Origin of the sequence: Bacillus thuringiensis (assembly GCF_022095615.2) — a bacterium.
GTDB lineage: Bacteria > Bacillota > Bacilli > Bacillales > Bacillaceae_G > Bacillus_A > Bacillus_A cereus_AG.
Genome location: NZ_CP155559.1, coordinates 2,334,665 through 2,359,778, shown reverse-complemented (window position 1 = coordinate 2,359,778; position 25,114 = coordinate 2,334,665). Strand labels below are relative to the sequence as shown.

Below are 25,114 nucleotides of genomic sequence, written 5' to 3'. Positions count from 1 at the left end.
TAAATAATTTCATCTATCCCACCTCAATTAAAAGATTATATCTACGATAACATCATCTAATTATATATATTATAAAATACAAATTATTGAAATAACAACTTTCTATTTTTTTAGTTTACATAATAAATTTACAGTTAATTCTTGTTGATATATTCTAAATGTTTCCTTCCCCAACCACACATACTATCCAAAACAACACTTACCGTTTTTCCATGCGCAGTTAAGCTATACTCCACTTTAGGTGGTATTTCTTGATAAATTTCTCGTTCTATTAGTCGATCTAACTCTAATTCTCTAAGTTGCTTCGCTAATGTGCCCTGAGATATATCGGGTATTAATCGCTTTAATTCACCAAATCGTTTCGTTCCATCTGTTAGCAAAATAAATAAAATGAGTGGCTTCCATTTTCCACCGATTATTTGTAATGTTGCTATTACCCCTTTTAACTTCGGTTCTTGTAAATCCATTTTCTCACCTCTCCTCAGATATCATAAAACATATTTAGCAATTTTTCATATTACTTATCCGCATGAATAGCGATTAGTACGAAATTTGTGACTATGTACATATAAAGTGCGTACTTTTCACGTGCTACCTTTTAGCGAATAATAAAAGCATAGTATTTTAAAGTTTTTATTAAAGGAGTGGCTTAAATATGCCTATTACTACATTAAAAGGTAGCCGTATCGTTATCATTGGTGGGAGTTCTGGTATTGGGTTTGCAACAGCACAACAAGCAATTGAACAAGGCGCACATGTTATTATTGCAGGAAAATCCAAAGAAAAATTAATGATTGCTCAAGAAGTAATTAATAACAATCATCTTCAGACTTATGTATTGGATAACCAAGACAAAAACCAATTAAAAGCGTTTTTCAAGAACATTGGGGATTTTAATCATTTGTTCACACCAGGAGCTTCTTACACACTCGGACCAATAACCACTACAGATGATATTGCCGAAAGTAGCTTTATCGGAAAGTTTTGGCCACAATATTATGCCGTAAAATATGCAATTCCTTTTCTTGTAAACTCTGGATCTATCGTATTAATGTCCGGTGCATTTAGTCAAAGACCACTTAAAGGAGCGCCTGCTTACGGAGCATGTAATGGTGCTATTGAAAGTTTAGGGAAAGCTTTAGCTGTTGAGCTAGCTCCAATTAGAGTTAATGTTGTTTCTCCCGGAACAATACAAAGAAAGAATGAACAAAATGAAAATAGACTAGCTGCTTATGAAACTTATAAATCTCTATCTCTTGTAAAACGACCTGGGCATAATGATGAAATTGCGCATACTGTACTATATTTAATGCAAAATAGTTTTACTACAGGCAATGTATTGTTTCCTGATGGAGGATACACATACCATTAAATTATTTAAAACAAAAGCCCCTTATAAAGGTGGCTTTTGTTGCTAATTTAGAAACTGCTGAAGTAATACAGGATCCTTTTTTAAAAGTTCTGCTAAAAACATAAGTTGTGGAAAAGGTTGCAAGATTAACTCTTTATTCATTTTTTCTTTCAATACAGCTATTCCATCTTGCTTAATATAATCATTTAGTGTTATTTCCTTACTACAAATAAGCCTAATATCATTTACTGAAAGTAATAAGAGCCCGTTCGTTTCAGAAGATGGAGTTGGTTCATTTTCTGCATGTGCCATATACATAGTAGATAAAGTTTCATCTGGACTATCAATAATTAATATTGGATTGATTTCATTTTCTACTTTTATTTTCTTAGGTTGCGCATTCCAGTTCTCTTTATAATATGTACTTGGTGAACTCAAAATAGTAATATCTATAGCAGCTTCTTCTCTCACTTCTCTTTTAGCAGTTTCTACCGCTGTTTCTTCGCCTTCTTTATGTCCACCAAGCCTTACTACACCTAATGTATCGCCTTTACTAGTTGGTCCAACCTGAAAAACAAATAAATTTTTATACATTACATACACACCAGATGTTCTTACATTCTTATCTATATGCATCAATATTTTCCCTCCTGAATTAACCATTTTACAAATTAGTTTACTATAATTTTATTATGTTCTTAAATTCTCTTCAATCCAAAATACTGCCTTCATTTTTATTTCCTCCTTAAAATTTAAAAATACATCTAAAAAGTAGGATTCACAAAAGAATCATAGAATTCTATACATAATAAATATTGGACGGATTATTTTCAAATTCCTCTATAATAAAGGTGGTTCAAACAGTGTGAAATTTATACTAGAACGCAAGCTTACCGTAAAGAGAACTTTTTCGAAAGAATACAAGATATTTATTTTTGGTTTACTCATTTCACGAATCGGGGATTCACTGTATACTTTTGCGCTTCCATGGATTGCCTATCAATTAACCGGTTCAGCTGTAATTATGAGTTCTTTATTTGCTATTAATGTATTGCCAATTGTTTTATTTGGTCCTTTAGTTGGTGTAATAATTGATCGATACGATCGAAAAAAGTTACTTTGGATAGCGGATATTACCAATATTATTTTAGTAAGTCTTGTCCCCATTCTACATACATTACATCTATTAGAAATCTGGCATTTATACGTAATTACTTTTATCTTAGCAGTTATGTCTATGCTTTTTGATGTAACAACTGTTACAGTCATTCCACACATCGCAGGAGCATCATTAACGAAGGCTAATTCTTTCTATCAAATGATCAATCAATTGGCTAGTTTGTTTGGTCCAATGATAGCTGGGATTTTCATATCTTTTATTGGAGGCTTTCAAGTGCTTTGGATTAATGTTCTTTCATTTATTGCAACATTAGTTGCTGTGATGCTATTACCATCAATTAAAACTGTAGACAGCCAAAATAATGATAAAAATACACTTCAAAATGTTCTATCTGATTTGTTTAATGGGTTTAAATGGCTCAAAAATGATTGCTTAAATTTAGCTTTATCTCTTCAAGCTATGATTGGAAACTTTGGAGCAAGTGCGGTTTTAGGTGTATTCATGTATTATTTACTATCCACATTGCAACTTACCCCGGAGCAAAGTGGCTTTAATTATTCATTAATTAGCATAGGTGGGATTTTAGGAAGCTTGATTGCAGTTCCTTTAGAAAAGAGATTACAGCGCGGCCTTCTAATTCCTTTACTCCTATTCGCTGGAGCAATTGGCTTAACTTTCGCACTTTGGAGTACATATTGGTTTGCTCCTGGCATTGCTTTCGGTATTGCAATGACTTGCAATATTGCATGGAATATAATTGTAGCCACAGTTCGCCAAGAAACCGTTCCATCAAATATACAAGGAAGGGTTTTTGGATTTTCACGTGTACTTACACGATTAGCTATGCCACTCGGGGCATTAGTAGGAGGTATTATTTCAGCCTATAATCCAGTACTTGTATTTGCTTTAGCTGCTTTCACGAAGCTACTTGAAGTTTTTATTGCACTATATAGTCCGATACGAAAACTATGATGGAAGGAAAGATAATTATGTATGATTGGTTAATTGAAATCGAAGAGCAAAAATATTCAGCACCTACTATAAATGAATATTTTTATATAGAAAAGGTACCTCCTGTATCTTCAAATGCTTCTCTCAGTCCAATTTGCCAACTTTTCAGTGGCATGGATGTCATACTTGAAGAGGACGTTTATACGTCCTTTCCCATTACAAATGACATTACTTTAAATATAGTTAAAAATGAATTAATCCCTCACTATAAAGATGTGAAACAAGTTTATATTAATAATGAATTACATGAAATTTTCATGCTAGGTTTAAAGGAAGAATCAAAACAAACTTTAAAAGCACTTCTAACTAACGGTATATATCCCGTAGTGCCTGATTTATACCGAAATTGTTCTTTTAATAGAATTGTCGGTAGAAGAACATTAAAATATTATTCTGTACTATTCGATTGCATTACTCCGATGTTCTTAAAAGAAACTCAAGAAATAGCATATTTCCTCAAACATTCATTCTTTCAAAAAGAGGGTTGCATTTCTTTAGTACCGACAGGTTGGTTTTTAAAAGAGTCATTAAAGGATTCCATTACACTCTGCTCATTTTGTACATTTGCAAATAAAATTGCACTAGTAGTTGACGAATCGAATCAAGAAGTAATTTCTCTTGATATTTACGGATAAGTTAATAAAGGTGGCGCGTCAGGAAAATACGAATTTACAACGATAAGGAAACTCCAAATTAAAAAGCCCAACTTCTCTACAAATCAAAATAGAGAAATTGAGCTTTTCAGTTACTTCATTTATTTATTGAATTCATTAACTGGAAGAAGTATTCAGGTTTATGAGTCTTATTTAGGTTATACCATGAATGTAATGTATCTGGTGTAAATACATCTATTTTTTTCAGTACCTCCATTGCAAATTCCAGAGGAGCTATTCCTGATGCAGTAACTAAATTCGCATCCGCTACCGCAGATCCCAGCTCATAAAACTTTTCTCCTTTATAGTTAGGACATACCATTTTAGTATATTCTAAGTTATTACTTGTATGCTTTCTAGTATCTAAGTATCCCATATTCGCGAGGCCCTCAGTTGCACCACAAATTGCAGCAACAATAGTACCAAGCTTTAAAGCTTGGCCAATTCTTTCCAAGATAGGTTGATGAATTTCTTCACTCCAAGTAGTCCCTCCTGGTAAAATTAAAAGATCTTTACTCTCAAGAGTACATTCATCAAGGGAAATATCTGGTTTTATGCTCAGTCCTCCCATAGTAGTAATCATTTCTTTATTAGCTCCTACTGTAATTACTTTTAAAGGTGCTAAATCTTTTTTGAAATATCTTCCTGAGTTTAATTCAGCAATTAAATATCCATATTCCCAATCCGACATTGTATTAAATACATATAGAAAAGCTTTTTTTGTTTGCATCCAATAACACTCCAATCACAATTTATATAGCTATTATAATATAACTTCCCTGACAGTTAACGTCAGGGAAGTTATCATACTTGATGAAATTTTATTAATTCCGACAGAACTTCAACAAGTCTTTTCTTAAGACTGATTGGCTCAATAACTTTAATAGATTTATTGTACGGTAAAAGTAAATAAGGTACATATGTATGTATCATATCTTTTTCAAGAAGAAAAACTGCTTGATTTGAAGTCCGTTCTTGTAAATAATGTCCTAAAAACCAGTGTTGGCAAATATCAGCCAATACACTTTTATCCCCATTAATAACCAAAGAAATAATCCCCTCCTTATCTTCTATAGTTGGAAGAAGACCTTTTATAAAAAAGTCACGTGCTGAAAAATTTTCTGGCCGGTTAAACTTATTTTCTGTTAGCATTAGACTTTCAGTTCGATCTACTCTAAAACTACGGATATCATTCCTAAGATGACAAAATCCAATCACATACCACTTATTATTCCAATAGATAATTTTGTACGGATCGACCAATCTATAATTTAATTGCTTTTCGCCACTTTTATGGTAAAGAATTTTTACTGAATACCCGTCAGCTACGGCCTGTTCCAACTCCTTCAAAAAAGGTTCCATAGAGAGCGAACTTAATCGACTTATTACTTCAAGACTAGCTAAATGCTGGTTTATCTTTGTTTCCTGCTCTTGATTTGAGTATTTACTTAGTTTTGAAATGGCCCTATTTAGTGCTTCACCTCCATAATATCCCGCTTCTTCTGCAAAAACAGCAGCGTGAAATAGTGCAGTTTGCTCCTCAAAATCAAAAAAAAGAGGAGCCTCAATAAAATTGTTCAATAAAGTGTATCCACCGTTATGTCCTGGTTCTGAAATGATAGGTACGCCACTTGTTGAAATTGTATCAATATAACGATACACAGTCCTTATATTCATCTCTAACTTTTCTGAAATTTGTTTTGCAGTAATTTTTTCACCTGAACGAAGCATCCATAGAATTGCTAACATATTGTCAATTTTAGGCATATAATTCCACCTCTATATGAAATTTATTTTCTATTGTATATTTCCTATTTTTAGTACAACTCATCAACTGTTCCTTTCCGATAGCTTTCTATATAATGAGAACCTAGACACATTTGTAATTTCACAAATTTGATTTACAGTCATATCTCCCTCTTTATAAAGCTTTACTGCATAATTCATTCCTGCATGATGTTTATGGTACTTCTTTAACCGAACTTTAAACTTTCCTTCTTTCTTAGCAAATTCAATCCCTTCACGCTGCCGCATATGGATAAGATCATGTTCTAATTGTTTTACACCCGCCATAACCGTAATATTGCACCACATTTCACCTTTAGGCTGGGAACATATTAATTTGCTAGGAGAATACCATTTTAATTCGGAGAAAGTGATCTCATTAGATTCTTTAAGACCACTGAAACTTTCTTAACCTTGTTAAAAACGGGAGAATCGTCAGGAAAATAGGCTAAGCATTGTAAATTCGCATTTCCGTGACGGTACACCATAAAGAAAAAAGGCATATAATTAATGCCTTTTTCTTTATCATCATTTAACTGGATAACAAACTTCTGTAACCCACTTATTAGGATCCGATTCCATCGCTGGACTCACATGATAAATATTAAACATCGGGCCTGCTAATTCGTAACCTTCTGTCTCAATCCATTTTGCCGCAGCTTCATTTACAGCTGTCATTTGTTCATAACTTCCATTAACTGTTATGGAAGCTACATGAGTGGATTCAATCTTTTTAAATGTAACATCATTTGTATTTTCATGTTTACCTAAAATACTTAACTGTATTTCTACATCTACATCATTTTCTTTGTATTCGCGATCATGGAAAACCGCAATACTATAATTCGGATGTGCAATACTACTATTTTTCATTTGTATTTCTTGCATTAATATATCCCATAAATCCCCTTCGCGATTATAAGATGGAATAATCTTTCTAACACTAGCTACATTTCTTTCTGGAATTTCTTTTATTGAAACATGATAGTTCATCTCAACAACATCCTCTCTCATCGTTTTTATTGAGGCTTCGAGAAGACGTAATTGTTTTTGGAGGTTATTCATGTCTTCCTTAATTTGAGCACTACGATTTAAAAATTGTTCCTTTATACCATCTATATTATCAGATTCTACTATTTCTTTAATACTAGCAATATTAAATCCCATACCTTTTAACATTTGAATTCGATTTACTTTCTTTAATTGGGCTGCTGAATAGTATCGATATCCACTTTGCTCATCGACTTTTACTGGTTGTAATAATTCCACTTTATCGTAATGTCTCAACATACGTATACTAATGGAAGATAGTTTTGAAAAATCCCCTATTTTAAACATGATTTCCTCCTAAAATTCACATCTACTTCGAAGTTCAACTTTATCTTAAACAATGACATCGTGTGAGAGTAAACTGTTTTTAACACTTGAATTATATTTCTTTAATTATTTCCCATTATACTTTCTTCCTTCTTAAGGCTATAAGAATTGATATTAGTCCGTTCAAAGCTAATAAAGTTACAATAATACTTGTAATTAAAGCTACGTCTGGCACAAATATTTTAATCGTATGCCATGGTGAGTTTGTACTATAAGTAAGAAGCGGGATGAAAATAATAGATACTAGTAGAAATAGACTCCCTATAAATAACCAAGTTAGTCTTTTAACTGTTTTCTTATGTTTATATTTTGTAATTAACATAATTGATGTAGTGAAAAGCGCGAATATAACTATAGACATAACAATTTGTGTAAATGGTATGTTTTTAGGGGAATCAACCGGTTCTTCTCCATTCAAAATACTAATAATTCCCTTTTTCAATACTGATAGTGCGGTTTCTTCTAATACATGATTTTTATTCGTTAAAATCACACCACTCCAGCCACTTTTATTTAAAGTAAATATTTCTGCACGAGCATCGGGCGTTGATCCTGAATGCCAAATCATCGTTTCGCTTTCATTTATATTTGTGGTTCTTAATCCAAAACCATAACTTTTTTCTGAATTTATTTGATAAAGTGGTGAAAGATAAAGATCCATGTTTTCTTGCTTTAAAAATTGAGAATCTTCATGGTGATTCAAAAACATAATAAATTGAATCATATCTTCCAAATTCGCGGTAATATAACCATACGGTGCTCCTGCATTATCATAGGAGACTACACTGTGTCTTGGTATGCCAAACCAAGATTGATACCCCGTTAAATAACCTTTTTCACATGCAGTTTCTTTACTTGCTGCCGCGCCATTCATATTTAATGGCTGAAAAATATACTTTTCCATATATGAAGAATATGTTTCATTTGTGACTTCTTCAATTAGTGCCCCTAAAACAATATAATTCGCATTACTATATTGATATTTTTCACCTGGTAGAGCAGTTAATTTTACCTTTGAAAGTTTCATTACATTTTCTTTTAATACTGTAGAACTTTTGGATTGCTTATCTGATAACGCTAAACCCTCATATGTGCTTATTCCACTTGTATGAGTTAGTAGATGTTGGATTGTTATAGTTGAGAATATGTATGGATCTTTTAGTTTAAACCAAGGGAGATATCGTTGAACTGGATCCTCTAATTTTATTTTTTTATCTTCTATTAATTTCACTATAGCTAAAGCTGTTAAAGATTTACTTATTGAGCCGATTGCAAATGGGGTTTTACTAGTTATTTTTTTCAGATTCTCCAGTAATCCCCATCATTTTTGTGAAGAATACATCCTTATTATGTACAATTGCAACAGAAGCTCCCGGAATGTTCTGCTCCTTTATAAATTTTTCAATATACTTATCTAATGTAACTTTAACATTTTGCTGAGCGTAAACTTTTGAAGGTATGATACATAATATTAATATATTACAAAGAATATAAATTAGAGACAGTTTATAGATATTCTTCATTATACTTTAAGATGCTTTCTTTTTTTATAACTTACTAAACTAATAAATACTACTACAGAGAGCGTAAAACTAATCATTATCAATAAAGCATTCCACCATTGATTCTCTGAAATGCGATATAAAATATTATAATTAAATGCATTTTTTCTATTAGTTGAATTAAATGATTCAGTTAAAACTAATGAAAATGTAGTTTGCGAGATGAGGTAAGTAATAAATGCGATGAATATGCCATGTAAGATAAATGTGTTAAATTTTCTCTTTTTATTTTGAAGTTGTTTCATTTTAACCTGTAAATCAATTTCATTTATTTCTATAAAATCTTGAACAAATAATTGAGGTGTACCTAGATCCTCTATACTATCTTCACCATGTTCACGACATTCTTGAATATGTTCTAATATTTGTCGCTTAATATTTCCCCTTTCTTCTAAACTAATATCGTATTGCTTCAATTCCTTAAGTACGTCTGTTAAAAATTGCTTTTCTTTACCTATTAATCTATTCCTCATTTCAAAAGGTCTCCTTTCAAACCGCTTTTTAATAATGTTTGAATATCCGATTGCAATTCTAACCACTCATTAATTTTCTTCTCAAGACGTATTTTCCCATTTTCATTAATCTCATAATAAATTCTAACTTTACCACTGTCTGTTACTTCTTGATAAGTATTAACCCACTCTTGATTTTTCAACTTAGTTAAAATGGGGTAAATACTTCCTACTCCTTTCAATTTTAGATTGTTTACTTCAAGTTCTTTCATAATCTCATAACCATAACTTTTCTTTATCGACAAAATAGATAATACACACATTTCTAAATGACCTTTAATTAAACTTGTTCTATCCATAGGATATATTTCTGTTAAATCCGAAAAATCAGACAACAAAATAAAAAGATTCATAAGTACAATATCACTTATGAACTGTTTTTAACCCTTAATTATCACTTTTATAATATAATTATTACATAATATATCAACTTTTTATCCCTTTTAGCTTTTCATCTCTCCTTACTTACCTTCCTTACTTCTTTCCTTAGTGAGAAATATTGTATGCAGGACATAAAAATAAAAAGATCCAACTTCTTAACTTTGACATTAAGAAGTTGGATCTTTTTATTACTTTAGATTAATTATACTGAGTTAATACAATTTTCATTAAAAAATTATGTTTTATATAAGTTGTGTTAATTAAGTTAGTTATTTAATAACACATAAGCTAATAAAACTTTAATGATTACACTCAAGACATTCATAAACCGCCATCATATCTCGTTTATCCAATTCGCGAATGCGATTAAAAATTGGTATTTGCGAAACAGCTTCTGTTAAAAAGCTCTCATCCACAACATCACTAACTTTTCCAGTTAACCATGTTTGTATATCCACAGCCCCAACAACTTCTTTTAGTCCTTCATCACTAATACCAGTTGCATTACAAGTTACACATGGGATTGTTAATTTAAACACGCCGTCATGTAGATTATCTTCTGTTATAACTTTCTTTCCTTTACAAAATGGACATGGATTATTTTTTCTAATTTTATTAATTTGGGTAACTAATTTTTTGTATCCAAACGCCTCGTATACATACGTAAGTTTTTTATATTTACCGTTTGTGAAGTACTTATCTATAATGTTTTCTCTCGTTTCATATACATTAGGGAAATCACAAATAGTTACTTGATTATTAACGCTAATGGATTCAATACTTCCTTTTATTTCGTCCCAAAATGGTAAAACATTTTGTAACACTATTTCATAGTTTGAAAAGCTTGCCTGTTCTAATTCCAACATTTTCAGTGCAACTTGTGCTTTCCTTGGCAATAAAGAAACATCTTCTGTCAATTTCATATCGCCACCAACTATAGACTTCAATTTATGAAGCGCAGGTAAATCACCGATTATTTTCAACACTTCATCAACTGGTTGATTGATAATCTCACGAATATCGAAGTTACCAAATTTAAGTGGTTTATGATGATTTAAAACCGTTCCTTCACAAATTGGACATGTCATCATTTCTTTAGAAGTCTTAATTTCTTCTTTAATAGCTGCTTTTGAAATAACAATATATCCACCAATAATCGTATTAAATCCTACCCATGTTCTGCGTGTCTTTCCTTTTTTATCATAAAATGATTTTTCAAAATATCCGTACCAAAACGTATGCTTTTCTTCTTCTGACATATCATTATAGCTCTTTGATAAATCGTGACCAAGCTCATTTTTAATTTCTTCAAATAGGAATTCTATTTTTTCATATTGATAAAATTTTAATACTTTCATGATTTCCGGATCGAATAAACCGTCCCAAAATGGAACATTTTTATCTTGAATTGTAATATCTTTATCGAAAACTTCAATTTGAAGACGTCCAGAACAAGATGGACAATGATTGTCCTGTGAATAGAAATCAAAACTTCTCGTATCTTTATTAGTTGGATGAGCAGCTACAATATGATTAATTAATCCACCAATTTCATATAAGAAACTATATTGACTATATAAATGTCTTTCAAGATCAATAGCAACAACAGGAGCAATTGTATCAGATTTATATTCACCATAAATTAAACGGGCCATTGATGATAAACTTTTTAAAATACCACCCTTATAAACATTTTCGGCATTTTTAAAATAGTTAATATGATTTCCTTCTAAATAGTGAACGCCTTCTTTATGCTTAAGTGCTGAAGAAATATGTATTTGCTCAGCATGATTTACGCTGCTTTTTTGACGATAATATTCTTCATGACTTAGTACATCAAGATGCTTTATAGATTCAAGCTGTCTTTTCCCGAAATCTACAATATAATCAGAGCTTTCTAACATGTAGCTATTATGTTCAATCATGATGATAGAGACTGATTCATCTTGCAATATCCCTCTAACACTATCTATAAATTGATTTAAAATATTTTGTGATAAACCTTTTGAAGGCTCATCAAAAATAAATAATGTATGTAGATTTCTAGTATTTGCAAATAACTCCGAAACTAAATGAACACATTGAAACTCACCTGTTGATAATGTTTGTGTTTTTCGTTCTAACGTTAAATAACCAAGTCCTAATTTAATTAGTAGACTCAAGCGTTTATACGCAATATCTTCATTTGGAAGTTCATCAATAATATCCTCAATCGAACGCTCAAAAATATCATCAATATCTTCGCTATATTTTGTTAATTTCTTTTTAATATCTAGGAAAGTGGCTACAGTTGATCGACTTGTAATGGATTGATTTCGATCTTGTCCTACCATAACTAATTTATCTTTTTGATATCGTTTCAAGAAATCTGTAGCTAAACATTCGTTAACAAGTGTAGATTTCCCGCATCCAGATTCTCCTGTAACCGTCACAAGCCTATTTTTAGGAATTTGAAACTCCGTCATTTGGATATTACGGCAATATAATTCTTGGAATGTATAATATTCTGTTGGTACTTCTTTATTTAAATCCGACAGTATTGGTTTTGGTCTTGGTGATTCTTTCACAATTTGTCCACCATATTTTCCGCTACCAGGCCCAAAGAACAATTGCTCATCTGTTGTATCCAGTACTGTATCTGAATGATCAATGAGCCAAATTTGATTTTTACACCCTAACTGCTTAATCTCTTCTAATATTTGTAATAATGTTTCATGATCAAGTCCAACTGAAATCTCATCAATAATAATTACAGCATTTTCACTTACTGCCATGAATTCAGCCAAATAAAGTCGTGTTAACTCTCCACCTGACAACGTACCCATAATTCGATTTAATGTTAAATAACCAATGTTCATATTAATTATATTTTGCAGTATATGTTGTTTTGCTTCACTAATATTTAACACTTCTGCTAACGAAAGAATAGATTCAACACTTAAATCATTAATATTTGAAATTGTATGTGGTTTAGCAAATAAATCTATCGTATGTTGTTCGATTTCTTCACTATAACGTTTTCCCTTACATTTTTTACACTCAATATTTTTAGTAGTGCCTCGGCCTTTACAACCAGTACACCAACCTAACTGATTATTAAACGAAAAAACCTCAGGGGAAAGATGAAATACTTCAGCAAGTTTTTCGCGAACTTCAGTAAACACACCAGTATGAGTACCTATCGTTGAACGTGGATTGGAAGAAATCGATGATTTTCCTAGAAAAAGTACTAAAGGCATATTCTCCATCTTAATAGCACTAAAATTTGTTTCCATGATATTAGGAAATAAATTTTGATATTCAGCCTTTGGCAATAAAGAAACTAATCGTTTTTTTGATTCTTCGCCAATTGTTTGACAAAAAGTTGTTTTACCTGATCCTGATAAACCAGCGATTCCAAACGACTTATTAAATGGAATAGCTGTATCTAATTTATTTATGTTATTAGCAATTAATTGATTTACTTTCATATTAACCTCTATTCTTATTCTTCATAAAAGACATTTTTACGATATAATAATTACACAATAAATATAATCTATTACGTAATTACCCTCTTACTTCAAGAAACTTACCTTTATATATTTCAAACCACTGTTGCCATTCATCTTTAGAAAATTCTTTTTCTTCTCCTTCTAGAACGGCAGAAAAAAGATCTAAACAAATATGCCAACCTGCTATGTCTTTCGGTGTATGATCTGTTAATTCATGAATGTATTCTTTAAGAAGTAAAAGAGTACCATTTTCCTCTTTATGTATTTCAAATCGGATACGATCTTTATCCCAAGTAAATTCAAGCACTGCGTTTACTTGACACTCTAAAATATCAATATTTATAAATGAACCGTCCATCATGTCAAACTTGATTATGCCACCTGTTTTAAAGCTTTCAATCTGTAAATTAGACATCCATTTTTTAAGCTTACTGTTTTCTGTTAATACAGGCCAAACTTCCTCTATTGTATATGGAAATTGGCGTTCAAATTTTACAATATACCCATCAGTTACTTTTTCAATTTCAGCTATCATATTGATTACCCCCTGCACAGAATGTATGTTCTCACTTTATTTTACACGAATATAAATATAAAATAAATATTTATGTCACCGAAGTATTAATTTAAAGTTAATGGCGCTGAAAAACTTAAGTATTTTCTAAATCGAGTTCTATTTTATTAGGAATTAAATATCATGTATGCCCATTTCCTTATTAAATATAGACTTACGTATAAAAAAAGCCGCATTTGCGACTTTTGAAATGATAGAATTTGCTCTTGTTTTTGTTGAATGACTTACCGCTTAATCGCATCGACAATTAGCGATGGAAAACCAAGTTTATCGCCTTTATTTCTAGAATCATACTTTTTAGAACGGAAAATAACACCATCGTTTGCATCCCATTCGTTGTAATAAAACTGACCATTTTCATCACAATATTCAAGTAAAACTACCTCAAACCCCGCAGTTTCAAACATTTTCGTTAAGGTTTTATAATTATGAACGATTTTATGACTTGCTGCTGGATGATCTTTCGGACCAGGTCCGCCTATTTGAACTATATTTTGGTATGCTTCGTCTCGGAAAAATGCATCAGGAACACCGCACCGAATGTGCCCTGCTGGCTTTAAAAATTCATAACAAATTTCTGCTGCCCTTACACCTTCTTCAAACGTAAGGTGTTCCCATACATGCTCAGCTAAAATAGCTGAAATAGAATTGTATTCAAATCTTTCTTCCCACGTAACTTTATCTAGTAAATTAAGTTCATCTTCTTGTGTTTGTATCCAACCTGGATTATTATTAAACGCTCCAGCTCCGACTACTACTTTAATTTCGTCTTGTTTTATTACCAACACTTTCACCTCGTAAATATTTTAATTTATTAATATATTCTATGTTTACTATTACCTTTCCTTCTTCAACAAATTTAATAGTATGAGTACAGTACAATACCGAACTCATGCCTGAAATTTGTCTAATAAAACGATTTTCTAACTTTATAAAATCAGTTCATGAAATACAACTTTTTTTATACTATTTATATACGATTTTTCACACATAAACATAACACACCAAACATTAACATAAAACCAATCACGTAAAAACTTGTTGTTCCGCTGCCACCAGTATTAGGGATTACCCAATTATTTTTCACATTTTTCACTGTTAGTTTTTGTGTCCTTACCGCTTCTGTAATTTCTATTTCTATTGGATCTCTAAGTAACATATATCCGTTTGGTGCTTTTATTTCTTTAATCGTATACTTTCCAAGTGCTAATTGGTTGGAAATCACCTTTCCTTTTTCATCCGTTGTTAATCTACTAACTTCTTTACCTTCTTTATCTAAAACTTGAAATACAGCATCTTTTAGTTTTAAATTAATATCCTTATCATCGACTTTCTCAATTTCAATTTGCCCAGTCGGATCTGGTAATTTCCTATTTCCTATTTTAATTTCTACTACTACATCTTTTTCTATTTTTATAGCTTTTTTATCTTTTAATAATTCGTAACCTTTTGGCGCTTCTACTTCCACTAAGGTATAGTTACCTATTGGCAAATCTTTTGATATCGCTTCTCCTTTTTCATCTGTTACTAACTCACCAACTACTTTTTTATTTGAATCTTCAATATGAAATTTTGCTCCTGCTAGCTTTTTATTTTTATCGCTCGTATCTACTTTCACTAGCTTCATTTTTCCCATCGGATCTGGTAATTTCTTATTTCCTATTTTAATTTCTACTACTACACCTTTTTCTATTTTTATAGCTATTTTATCTTTTAATAAGTCGTAACCTTTTGGCGCTTCTACTTCCACTAGGGTATAGTCACCTATTGGCAAATCTTTTGATATCGCTTCTCCTTTTTCATCTGTTACTAACTCACCAACTATTTTTTTATTTGAATCTTCAATATGAAACTTTGCCCCTGCTAGTTTTTTATTTTTATCTCCCGTATCTACTTTCACTAGCTTCATTTTCCCCATCGGATCTGGTAATTTCTTATTTCCTATTTTAATTTCTACTACTGCATCTTTTTCTATTTTTGCAGCTATTTTATCTTTTAATAAGTCATAACCTTTTGGCGCTTCTGTTTCCACAAGAGTATAGTTACCTATTGGTAATTCTTTTGATATCGCTTCTCCTTCTTCATTTGTTACTAGCTCTCCAACTACTTTTTCATTTGAATCTTTAATATGAAACTTTGCCCCCATCAATTTTTTATTATCATTATTACTATCAACTTTTTTTATTTTTACTTTTCCTGTACTAAGCTTGTTCCATTGTTGCCAGTTAAATTTGAAATTGTGAAATTCAAATCCACCAGTTTGTTGTACAGTACTGACAAATGCTTGTCCATTAATTGAGCCGCCTTTTGTTTCTAATACAGCATTTGGAGCAAACACACTCCCAACAACACCATATCCCTCTGTTGTGATCTTTTTCGCATTAGGAAAAACCCAAATCACCTTCCCGTATAGCTCAGTAAACGGTGAATTAGGAGAATAGGGTTGAGATGTAGGAATTATATCCGTAGCCCTTCCAATATTGTTCGTGTCATATAGAATGGACCCATTTTTAAATGTAACCTCTATTGCATCCGAATACATAACGATAAAATCTTTCCCTTTAGCATTGGGTAAAAATACATCTCTTATATCTAAATTGATTTTCCCTGTCAATTCTGATGAAACATAAATATTAGGATTGTTTATATCTTTTCCGATTCCATAACTCATATTTGGAATTGGGGTATTCGTTTTATATTGACCTGCATTTTTACTGACTTGGTTCACTAAGTTGTGAAATTCATTAAATTTCGCGTCAATTTCTAGTTTTTCTTTATAAACGATACGATCATAAGAAGATTGTATGATACGATCTGGATCACTCTCTTTTGTCATTACGACTATTCCGTTTTGAATGATAAAAGATTCCTCTCTTGATTTTTTAAATTTTCCAGACAATAACAAGGATGGATATCCCTCATCACTCCATTTTTCACCTACTATATTAGATGTTCCCGCTGCTGCACCTACAATTGTATAACCAGATGCATCCATATCACCTTGAACTGCAATTGCTCCTTCAATATCGCCACCTACTGCTTTATGGTTACCAAAGACAACAGCATTATAACGCGATATATCACCTAGACCTTCTAAGTTTATCGTGGATCCATACGCTTCTTTTGGTACATAGACGACAAAACTTACACATAACATCAACAAAGCCATAAAATGAATACTTACCAGTTTTAATCGTAGCCTCAATTCCTTTGTTCCCACCTTTACCGTATTTTTCTACAGTCGAATAAAGTGCACTTTTATTAGTGATCCTTCCCTACATACGTTCTGTGCTTTTCCCTAAATTTTTGGATACACTATTCATTAATACGGGATAGATACATTCTATCTAATTATTTTTTTCTTATAAATTACGAACAGAAGCGTACATAACAATAGGATTGGAACTATTACCGTCCACTTATTAAACATAGATACCTCTGTACTCATTCCTTGCTTTTCTTCCTGGTTGAACTCTACACGCTCACCTCGAACCAGCAATCTATTTGTGTTTACTCCATAAGGCGTACATGTAATTAATGTTATATAATCTTTATTTTCCACAATTTTTAAATCGTCCGTTTCGTGTGGTAACACTACTTTAATTTGATCTACTTTATAAGCAAGGATTTTGTCTAAAGAATGAATATAAAAAAGATCTCCTTCACTCAACTTATCTAAATCTGTAAATAATTTTGCTGATGGTAAACCACGATGCCCTGTTAAAATAGTGTGCGTATTTTCTCCACCTACCGGAAGTGAAGAATAATCTAAATGACCTACCCCGCGACTTAAAACTTCCTCAGAGGTCCCTTGATAGATTGGCAGTTTTATATTAATTTTCGATATTTCAATATACCCCATTACATCACCTAAATTTAACGCATCAGCATACGCTTGATGATTATTTTTTTCTTCAGAAAATGGATCTGCAAATGTTTTCATGGAAGTTTGAACTTGTTTATTATATTCGGTTGCTTCTTTTTCCCTACGTTCAACTTCTTTCTTTTGTAGTGCTTGGATCTTCTTATCGTAGGAGCTAATCTCAGAATAATGTGCACGAGTCGCCAACCAATTACTAATAGTAGGATATAAAAAAATAGCTAATCCAAATAAAAAAATACCTCCTAAAACAAGATTTCGTTTCATATTTCCACCTCTGTATATACTAAAATATCGAAAAGAGGGAAGCATTTTGCTTCTCTCCTTTTCAAATCACTTGGTTACATGTTCCTAAAACCTTAATTATTAGCAAACTTTTTTCTAAAGAAAACAAATGCCGCTGTAGCCATTAACGCAAGGCCTAGTACAGTAAATAGAGTTGTTCCGATACCACCCGTTACAGGAAGAATCCATCCACTTTTATTATTTTCAATCGATAATTTAACCGTTTGATTATTTTCGCTAATCTTTACATCAATAGGGTCCTTTAATAATTGATATGAAGCTGTTGTACCATCTTCTTTTGTATAAGTTGGTGCTTTCGTTTCAAAAATTTGATAGTCTCCATACGGAATGTTAGTCCATTTAATAACACCATTTTCATCTGATACACCTGTGACTTCTTTACCTGCCACAACAACTACTTTTCCATTTTTATCTTTAAGTACAAACTCCGCACCTTTTAATTTCTTCTTATCAGCACCATCTACTTTTGTTAACTCGATAATTCCAGTTGTCGGAACAACAACTACAGGTTTAGATTCCTTTTCTCCAATTACATCATTTTTATTTATAAAATCAATTTTTGCTGTATTTAAAATTTCGGCACCAGAAGCTACTCCTTCTTTTACTTGTGATTTAATTTGCAAATGAAATTCTTTTTTACCATCTAATTTTGTGAAATCTTTTACTGTAGCTGTTACTTTTTGACCTTCTACAGCTACCTCTACAATACTTGTATTTACTTCCGCTCCATCAATCTTCACAATTGGCTTTCCTTGAATCATTAAACGATTGTCCAAAGTATCTGTTACTACATATTTTTTGTATTCTTTAATGTCTTCTGGTATTAATGTTTTGATATCATAATTGTAATTAGTTAACGGATTTATTGGTAACGCTTCCAAATTTCCGTTAATCTTTTTATTAATAGTTGGTTCTTCATAGTTTTTCACTTCTACTTTAACTACTGTACCAGAAGTAATTGTTCCATCTTCATTAATAGTTCCGGTGTTCTTTATAAAAAACTCTCGTTTAGTCTGATCTATTACATACCCTTTCGGCGCCTTTGTCTCTTGGAAATAGTATTCCCCATACTCTAATCCTTGCACGCGAATATGCCCATTACCATCTGTTGCTAACTCTTTTTTCACTTCTGTACCATCTTTTTTAAATAAAGAGAATACTGCACCTGCTAATGCTTTTTCATTTGCACCAGTCTTTACTAAATCAACTGCACCACGTTTAATCTCATTTTTCGGATACATATGAACATCATAGTTTAGTACCTTACCCTCTTTATTCGTTAATGGAATATCCACTGTATACGTATTTGGATTTAGGTTAACATGCGGAGGTCCTGCCACTTCTTTCACTTCATAACGTCCTAGCGGAAGATCTTTTAATACAGCTTGTCCGTTATCATCTGTTACTACTTGAGTTGGAGTTGCTCCCATTACTGGCTTCACATCTTCTTTCACGATTTTCCCATCGTTTGAAATTTTTTCAAACGATGCAACCCTTTTCACTTCAAACGTTACACCTTTTAACGGTCTCGCATTTGTTGGTACCTCTTGATTTGCAGAGCCATCACCTTCTAGTCCTGGTGCGCCATCTTTTTCTTGTTCATATTTATGAATCGTTAAAGTACCTTTGGATGGTGAAGCTGCCTTTACTAATACACTAGACCATGTAGAAAATGTTAAGAAAAATACTAAAAGCACACTAAATATTTTTTTCATTTCTCTTATCCCCTTTACTACTTCTATCATTTTATTAATCTCTTTATTACTATTACCTTCTTAAAAGTAATAGTGTGCCAAGTATCAGGTTTAAACGAATAACATAAAACATAGCCGTCTAACAATCCATTGTTTACAATCACTTATTCACTCTTCTTATTTTCTATTATTACGTTGTCTCTCCGTATGCTATATGTAGTTTTCTCCCCTGAATTATACTTATATCTCTACTTCAAAAATCGTTACATATTAACTTCTATCGCTAATTTTCATTATTCTCTCCCTTCCTATCCCTATTTAAAATCCCATCTTAATCATTTTTACATATAAGCAATAACCGGCAAATAAGTGTGACGATTCATATTTTACGTTACTCCTTAAAACTATTACCTGCATATTCAAATAATATGTGCTATCCATGTTAAATTATGGTATTATTCTTAGAAGTTTATAATTTTTATAGCTAAAGTTTTTCCGTTTCTACTTTTGAAAAAAGGAATATGTAATCATTCAACTATTACGCACAACTGTAAGGAGGAATAATATGACTAAAAAGCTCAGTCTAGTTGAGATAGAGTACATTTGTAATATGTTTTTCCAATCTTTTGAAATTCCAGTTTGTTTTTTAGATTGTAACCAAAATATTCTTATTGAGTTTACATCAAAAAATGATTCACATTCGTGGTATGCATCAAACATAGAGCAGTTACATGTGCTTTTACAGAAAAATGATACATATAATTTCCCCATCTTCAGAACTCACCAACATTTAGGACACTTTATTTTAATTCACATAAAGAGCGATTATATGATGAACGGTACTGTTATTATTGGACCCTTAACACATGTAAATTTTTCTACAAGTAAAACGGATAGTAACCTTAATTTTATTTCTAATTATAAAAAAACAATTAACCATTATTTTTCATTGTCAGTCAAAGATCAAAATTTCTTTGTAAATATAGCAATATTGTTCTATAACATTCTCTATAAAAAAAATTCAGATGTAGGTACCTTTTCAAATAACAGTGACTCATTTCATGTAAGTCATAGCAGTATCTTAAACGAGGATGTATATATTGCAATGCAAAAAGACGAATCTATTTGTCATAACTTGTATATAGAGCAACAACTACTTAGAGCTATAGAAAACGGGGATAAAGAAACCGTACTCAAATATTATTACGAATTCCAACAAGAGACTCTTTCATCCTTATCTTCATTTCATCAATTAAGACGTCATAAAAACATTTGTATTTCATCCATCACACTTGCTACTAGATATGCTATAAAAGGAGGACTTCCTTCCGGGATTGCTTACAAGATTTACGATCTACACATTCAAAAGACAGAGGATTTAAAAGACACAGAATCTGTTTGGGATTTATTAAGAAATGTTTTCTGTACTTTTGCAGACCGTGTAAAAGCACAAAAAGTACAGAAACACTCAAAGACTATCGCTATTTGCAAAAACTATATTTTTGAAAATATTTACAATCAAATATCTGTTAAACAACTTGCTAAATTTGCAAACGTAAATTCAGATTATTTATCTATATTATTCAAAAAAGAAGTCGGTATTTCATTAATTGAGTACATTCAACGTGAACGAATCGAAGAAGCGAAGAAATTATTAACTTTCACAACCCATCCCTTATCAGACATATGTGCTTCGCTCAACTTTAGTGATCAAAGCTATTTTACTAAAATTTTTAAAAAATTCACTAACGAAACACCTGGTAAATACCGGAAATCTCATGTTATCATATAGAGTTAAACTTTCATGAAAACTAAGTGTTTTCAGTAACTTATTAATGAAAGATTAGAATTACTCTCACATTCATGACATTTTGGGTTTAGGCTATTTATCAATCAAAAAAACACGTAACTATTCTTTTATTTGAATGAGAATAGTTACGTGCTTTATATGTGTAGGTCTGTAGGCAAAATAGCGTCCAAGCACAAAGTTTTATAGAAGCAAAATACACTACTTAAATACTAAGATCTTATTAAGTAAAAAATTCACCTAATAATTATTGTGTGAGAAATAATCCATACTATTATTTTTATATCTTTCTAAATTTGCGAACCAAAGTGAGTACTGTACCGACAATAATCATCCATATGCCCAATGCTGTACTGTTCGTTTCACTTGCACCCGTGTTGGGAAGCTCTTTATATGTAAATTCTTTTTTATCGGAATTACTATTGTTCGGGATATTACCGTTATTACTGTTATTAGTAATACCTTTAGCTTTGCTAGTGTCTTTATCCTTCACTAATACTTTTTGTATTGCATGTACCTCATTACCTACAGAATCTGTGACACTATATATTATTTCAAAAGTACCTGCTTTAGAGGTATCTAAAGCTCCTTCATAAACTACTTTAGAAGTAAGGTCACCGTTCTCCTTATCAGTAGCTGATACTCCTGCCATTGGATCGAATTGATCCCCCTTAGTAATTGTAGTTGTAGTAGGTACTTTTAATATTGGTATTTCATTCTTAACTTCTTCTCTAACTTTGACCGTTACAGTTTGTTTCGCAGTTCCTTCATGACCTTTAGAATCTGTAACTGTATACGTTAATACATAAGTGCCTGCTTTAGATGTATCTACTTTACCATCAACTTTTACTTTAGATGTAAGATCGCCGTCTTCTTTATCAATAGCTTTTACTTTTGCCATTGGATCGAATGAATCTCCTACATGAATTGTCGCTGCTGCAGGCACTGTTAATGTAGGATTTAGATCTGATGTTTCTACATTTCCCTCTACAATTACAGTCTGTGTTGCCGTTGCATTCCCTCCTTGAGAATCAACGACAGAGTAATCCACAATGTATTTGCCTGGTTTAGAAGTATCTACATCACCTTTATGTTCTACTCTATTTGTTAATTCACCATCTTCTTTATCAATAGCTTTTACATTCCTCATCGAGTCAAACGTATCACCTACACGTAGTGTACTTGTAAGCGGTACAGTTAAGTCAGGGACTTGGTTTGCTTCAGTTTTTTCGTTTTCTTTCACTGTCCCTTTAATTTTTGCTGCATCAAAAGCTTTTTGGACTGCTTCAACCTCAATTGAGTTTGCTCCATATTTGTTTGATGCAACTTTAAGACACGCTAATCTTAATTCAGAGAAATTAGAAGTCATGTTCAATTCATCAGTATTCGCATAATAGAAAATATCAAACATTTTATCTTCTCCAATACCATTTACAGTTACACCGTTATGTGTGCCACCTTGTGCAATTAAATAAGCGACTTTATTAATAATACTTGAGTTGAAATGAACACCCTCATTATCCTCTCCGTTTAAATCACTGTATTTACTATAATCATCTGGATACGGTACTCCATCAAAAAATTTGACTGCAGATGGATTTTTCATATTACGGAGAACTGATCCACTTTGTTCTCCTATTGTCCAATTAAATTCCCCATTATTTATATATTTCTCAATAGCCGTTCCCATAATATCAGATAATGCCTCGTTAATTGCCCCAGATTCTCCGGAAAATTCAAGATTAGATTCGCTAGATGTAATAGCATGTGTAAATTCATGGCCCGCTATGTCAAACGCTTTTACCATTGGATCACCGTATATAAGCATACTAACATTGTTAATATTAGCACTAAATGCATTCCCCCAATTTTTAGGATCATCTGTTTCTCCGGAATCCCATGCATGTACAACTGATACTACTTTTTTTCCCTTATTATCAAAACTATTACGCTTATATTTGTCTTTATAAAAATCATATACCTTTGTTGCTAAGAAATGAGCACTTACCGCCTTTGTATCATTAAATGTTGTTGAAGTACTAGTTGCTAATATACCAGGATAATACCTTCCTTCAAAAGTAATATCTCTATAATTTACATCGTAGGTCTCAATTCCTTGCCCTCGTGTGTAATCAGCAAGCGCATATTTTCCGTTACTCTGTTCTGAAATACCAAATGTGCGATTTATACCTACATCATCTATTCCTGTTCCAGTTAATGATTTGAGATTGCTTTTTTTACTCTCCTCAATAGATTCAACATGCTCTTCACTTACTTTTAAACCTGATTCTTGCACCATATTTTTCAACATATCACCATTATTAGCATTCACTAGATAAGTTCCAGATACATAGTTTGGTGTTGTAGCAGTAAATGTAACTTGATATGCATTGCTAGCTTGCCCATTCTTTTCATTAACAAAAATAACTTCCTTAACTTCTGGCTCAGAAATAAATTTAATATCGTTCCCGTACTTCGTATAAATATATTGTTTTGCTTCTTCTTTTGATAAATTACTAGCATTCTTTAAATGTTCTTGTGTTAAATTTTGTGCACTTTCTCCTGAAATACTTTTAATAATCCCCTTTTTATCTACATGAGCAGTCAATTGATGTCCATATACTTCTTTTCCTTCATATATTTGTTGCATACGCACAAGTGTAGTCCCATCATAAGAGCCACGTTTTTGAACAACTTTGTAATCTACCCCTTCGTCTCCACTAACTTGTTTTGGAGACAAAGCATGCTCCGTATTTTCTTTAAGTGCATCTTTCACTACATTCTCTGGCGTCTTTTGTGATGGTTGTGTAAGTTCACCTGTACGGAACGAATCCTCTTGAATTTCAACTTTCATTTTTCCCATTTCCTCTGCATAACCTACTCCATATGGTGTTACACTTGTTAAAGCTAATCCTGTTGTTAATGCAACTATAGCTATTTCTTTTTTATTTTTCATGTTATTTTCCCCGTATAATTTCCTAAAATATGAAACTATTAAAATTTATACAATCTATTCCTAACATAAAAAAATGACTTCTGTAATCAACAAAAGCCACCTCTTTAATATGCAATATCCCTAATATGTTTTTAAAGTATAATTTCTATATCAAAAATAAAAAAACATTTATTAACGAGCATTTTGCAATACTTTTATTAGGTCATTTATATTTTCAACTTTTTGCTGAAACTGATCCAATCTACTATGTAGTAATAAAGGATTTTTATCTTCAGTTGAAATAACTAGTTTTAATTCCTGTTCTAATTTATCATATGTATCAAAGAAATTATCAAATTCTACACTTACAAGTTCTTCATTTTCACGATAATATCTTTTTGCTTCTATATAGGTCATATATGATTTATTTAAAAACCCTAATGAAATTAAATATTTAGAAGTGTTTTCTTGATAAATAGCAATATCACATGCTATTTTAATATCAGAATAAGTTTTTTGAACGAAACAATGTAATTCAAAAATCTTAAACTTTAATCCATTATTCATTTCATCCCCTCCCATCCTATCTATTCTACATAAAAAAAGAATATTATACAAAGTAAAATATCAATATAGTACAAAAATAAAAAGCGAAAGAATAATTCCTTCCGC

19 protein-coding genes and 2 pseudogenes are annotated in these 25,114 nt (G+C 31.7%); 4 read left to right on the top strand and 17 right to left on the bottom strand.

The annotated features are described in order from the left end of the window. Positions 1–134: 134 nt before the first annotated feature. Complete coding sequence (locus KZZ19_RS12090; protein ID WP_088096438.1) at positions 135–467, bottom strand: winged helix-turn-helix transcriptional regulator; 333 nt, start codon at positions 465–467, stop codon at positions 135–137. A gap of 188 nt (positions 468–655) precedes the next feature. On the opposite strand from KZZ19_RS12090, the gene KZZ19_RS12085 reads away from it, so the two are divergent. Further along, entirely contained in the window at positions 656–1,372 is a 717-nt protein-coding gene (locus tag KZZ19_RS12085) for an SDR family oxidoreductase (protein ID WP_098342418.1), read from the top strand. Positions 1,373–1,414: 42 nt separating this feature from the next. Here the strand turns inward: KZZ19_RS12085 and KZZ19_RS12080 are convergent, their stop codons facing one another. Beyond that, a complete protein-coding gene (locus KZZ19_RS12080) occupies positions 1,415–1,990 on the bottom strand; it encodes an NUDIX hydrolase (RefSeq protein WP_237981824.1) in 576 nt (191 codons plus the stop codon). 226 nt (positions 1,991–2,216) lie between these two features. Here KZZ19_RS12080 and KZZ19_RS12075 point away from each other — a divergent pair, with 226 nt between their 5' ends. Both KZZ19_RS12075 and KZZ19_RS12070 read left to right on the top strand, forming a co-directional pair. Then, positions 2,217–3,443 carry an MFS transporter gene (locus KZZ19_RS12075; protein ID WP_237981825.1) on the top strand — a complete coding sequence of 409 codons (1,227 nt, stop codon included), beginning with the start codon at positions 2,217–2,219 and terminating at the stop codon, positions 3,441–3,443. Between the two features lie 17 nt (positions 3,444–3,460). After that, positions 3,461–4,117 carry a hypothetical protein gene (locus KZZ19_RS12070; RefSeq protein ID WP_237981826.1) on the top strand — a complete coding sequence of 219 codons (657 nt, stop codon included), beginning with the start codon at positions 3,461–3,463 and terminating at the stop codon, positions 4,115–4,117. A gap of 115 nt (positions 4,118–4,232) precedes the next feature. Here the strand turns inward: KZZ19_RS12070 and KZZ19_RS12065 are convergent, their stop codons facing one another. From KZZ19_RS12065 to KZZ19_RS12005, 13 genes and pseudogenes are all read right to left on the bottom strand, one after another. Beyond that, positions 4,233–4,865 (bottom strand): type 1 glutamine amidotransferase family protein, encoded by a 633-nt coding sequence (locus KZZ19_RS12065; protein ID WP_226545324.1) that lies wholly within the window; start codon positions 4,863–4,865, stop codon positions 4,233–4,235. 74 nt (positions 4,866–4,939) lie between these two features. Next, positions 4,940–5,902: a helix-turn-helix transcriptional regulator gene (locus KZZ19_RS12060; RefSeq protein ID WP_237981827.1), complete on the bottom strand. Its 963-nt coding sequence runs from the start codon at positions 5,900–5,902 to the stop codon at positions 4,940–4,942. Between the two features lie 63 nt (positions 5,903–5,965). Continuing rightward, a pseudogene (locus KZZ19_RS12055) lies at positions 5,966–6,217 on the bottom strand (recombinase family protein); the annotation flags it as partial. A 231-nt stretch (positions 6,218–6,448) separates the two neighbouring features. Next, positions 6,449–7,258: a MerR family transcriptional regulator gene (locus KZZ19_RS12050; protein WP_237981828.1), complete on the bottom strand. Its 810-nt coding sequence runs from the start codon at positions 7,256–7,258 to the stop codon at positions 6,449–6,451. Between the two features lie 115 nt (positions 7,259–7,373). Further along, positions 7,374–8,820 (bottom strand): annotated as a pseudogene (locus KZZ19_RS12045) (serine hydrolase domain-containing protein). After that, entirely contained in the window at positions 8,820–9,332 is a 513-nt protein-coding gene (locus tag KZZ19_RS12040) for a hypothetical protein (RefSeq protein ID WP_140392463.1), read from the bottom strand. Before KZZ19_RS12040 ends, KZZ19_RS12045 begins: the two are co-directional and overlap by 1 nt. Further along, the gene (locus KZZ19_RS12035; protein WP_098342424.1) at positions 9,329–9,670 is read right to left on the bottom strand and encodes a PadR family transcriptional regulator; all 342 of its coding nucleotides are present in this window, start codon (positions 9,668–9,670) and stop codon (positions 9,329–9,331) included. Before KZZ19_RS12035 ends, KZZ19_RS12040 begins: the two co-directional genes overlap by 4 nt. Positions 9,671–10,051: 381 nt before the next feature. Further along, the gene (locus tag KZZ19_RS12030; RefSeq protein ID WP_237981830.1) at positions 10,052–13,222 is read right to left on the bottom strand and encodes an ATP-binding cassette domain-containing protein; all 3,171 of its coding nucleotides are present in this window, start codon (positions 13,220–13,222) and stop codon (positions 10,052–10,054) included. A 79-nt stretch (positions 13,223–13,301) separates the two neighbouring features. Next, positions 13,302–13,781 carry an SRPBCC family protein gene (locus KZZ19_RS12025; protein WP_237981831.1) on the bottom strand — a complete coding sequence of 160 codons (480 nt, stop codon included), beginning with the start codon at positions 13,779–13,781 and terminating at the stop codon, positions 13,302–13,304. A gap of 263 nt (positions 13,782–14,044) precedes the next feature. Next, complete coding sequence (locus tag KZZ19_RS12020; protein WP_237981832.1) at positions 14,045–14,605, bottom strand: class I SAM-dependent methyltransferase; 561 nt, start codon at positions 14,603–14,605, stop codon at positions 14,045–14,047. Positions 14,606–14,790: 185 nt separating this feature from the next. Further along, on the bottom strand, positions 14,791–17,025 hold the full coding sequence (locus tag KZZ19_RS12015) for an MSCRAMM family protein (protein WP_237981833.1): 2,235 nt from the start codon (positions 17,023–17,025) through the stop codon (positions 14,791–14,793). 138 nt (positions 17,026–17,163) lie between these two features. Continuing rightward, on the bottom strand, positions 17,164–17,967 hold the full coding sequence (locus tag KZZ19_RS12010) for a class C sortase (RefSeq protein ID WP_237981834.1): 804 nt from the start codon (positions 17,965–17,967) through the stop codon (positions 17,164–17,166). Positions 17,968–18,059: 92 nt separating this feature from the next. Beyond that, positions 18,060–19,721, bottom strand: a complete 1,662-nt coding sequence (locus KZZ19_RS12005) for a SpaA isopeptide-forming pilin-related protein (protein WP_237981835.1) — start codon at positions 19,719–19,721, stop codon at positions 18,060–18,062. Between the two features lie 544 nt (positions 19,722–20,265). Here KZZ19_RS12005 and KZZ19_RS12000 point away from each other — a divergent pair. Continuing rightward, positions 20,266–21,492, top strand: a complete 1,227-nt coding sequence (locus KZZ19_RS12000) for an AraC family transcriptional regulator (protein WP_237981836.1) — start codon at positions 20,266–20,268, stop codon at positions 21,490–21,492. Positions 21,493–21,787: 295 nt separating this feature from the next. Here KZZ19_RS12000 and KZZ19_RS11995 read toward each other — a convergent pair whose 3' ends face one another. Both KZZ19_RS11995 and KZZ19_RS11990 read right to left on the bottom strand, forming a co-directional pair. Then, the gene (locus tag KZZ19_RS11995; protein WP_237981837.1) at positions 21,788–24,463 is read right to left on the bottom strand and encodes a M4 family metallopeptidase; all 2,676 of its coding nucleotides are present in this window, start codon (positions 24,461–24,463) and stop codon (positions 21,788–21,790) included. 171 nt (positions 24,464–24,634) lie between these two features. After that, complete coding sequence (locus tag KZZ19_RS11990) at positions 24,635–25,009, bottom strand: hypothetical protein (RefSeq protein ID WP_088096423.1); 375 nt, start codon at positions 25,007–25,009, stop codon at positions 24,635–24,637. Positions 25,010–25,114: the final 105 nt, after the last annotated feature.

What these genes read in the sequence shown, in the direction of transcription:
- KZZ19_RS12010 (WP_237981834.1), bottom strand. Translation starts at nt 17,967, where the DNA reads ATGAAACGAAATCTTGTTTTAGGAGGTATTTTTTTATTTGGATTAGCT.
- KZZ19_RS12040 (WP_140392463.1), bottom strand. Translation starts at nt 9,332, where the DNA reads ATGAGGAATAGATTAATAGGTAAAGAAAAGCAATTTTTAACAGACGTA.
- KZZ19_RS12050 (WP_237981828.1), bottom strand. Translation starts at nt 7,258, where the DNA reads ATGTTTAAAATAGGGGATTTTTCAAAACTATCTTCCATTAGTATACGT.
- KZZ19_RS12070 (WP_237981826.1), top strand. Translation starts at nt 3,461, where the DNA reads ATGTATGATTGGTTAATTGAAATCGAAGAGCAAAAATATTCAGCACCT.
- KZZ19_RS12025 (WP_237981831.1), bottom strand. Translation starts at nt 13,781, where the DNA reads ATGATAGCTGAAATTGAAAAAGTAACTGATGGGTATATTGTAAAATTT.
- KZZ19_RS11990 (WP_088096423.1), bottom strand. Translation starts at nt 25,009, where the DNA reads ATGAATAATGGATTAAAGTTTAAGATTTTTGAATTACATTGTTTCGTT.
- KZZ19_RS12085 (WP_098342418.1), top strand. Translation starts at nt 656, where the DNA reads ATGCCTATTACTACATTAAAAGGTAGCCGTATCGTTATCATTGGTGGG.
- KZZ19_RS12090 (WP_088096438.1), bottom strand. Translation starts at nt 467, where the DNA reads ATGGATTTACAAGAACCGAAGTTAAAAGGGGTAATAGCAACATTACAA.
- KZZ19_RS11995 (WP_237981837.1), bottom strand. Translation starts at nt 24,463, where the DNA reads ATGAAAAATAAAAAAGAAATAGCTATAGTTGCATTAACAACAGGATTA.
- KZZ19_RS12005 (WP_237981835.1), bottom strand. Translation starts at nt 19,721, where the DNA reads ATGAAAAAAATATTTAGTGTGCTTTTAGTATTTTTCTTAACATTTTCT.
- KZZ19_RS12060 (WP_237981827.1), bottom strand. Translation starts at nt 5,902, where the DNA reads ATGCCTAAAATTGACAATATGTTAGCAATTCTATGGATGCTTCGTTCA.
- KZZ19_RS12065 (WP_226545324.1), bottom strand. Translation starts at nt 4,865, where the DNA reads ATGCAAACAAAAAAAGCTTTTCTATATGTATTTAATACAATGTCGGAT.
- KZZ19_RS12030 (WP_237981830.1), bottom strand. Translation starts at nt 13,222, where the DNA reads ATGAAAGTAAATCAATTAATTGCTAATAACATAAATAAATTAGATACA.
- KZZ19_RS12035 (WP_098342424.1), bottom strand. Translation starts at nt 9,670, where the DNA reads ATGGATAGAACAAGTTTAATTAAAGGTCATTTAGAAATGTGTGTATTA.
- KZZ19_RS12000 (WP_237981836.1), top strand. Translation starts at nt 20,266, where the DNA reads ATGACTAAAAAGCTCAGTCTAGTTGAGATAGAGTACATTTGTAATATG.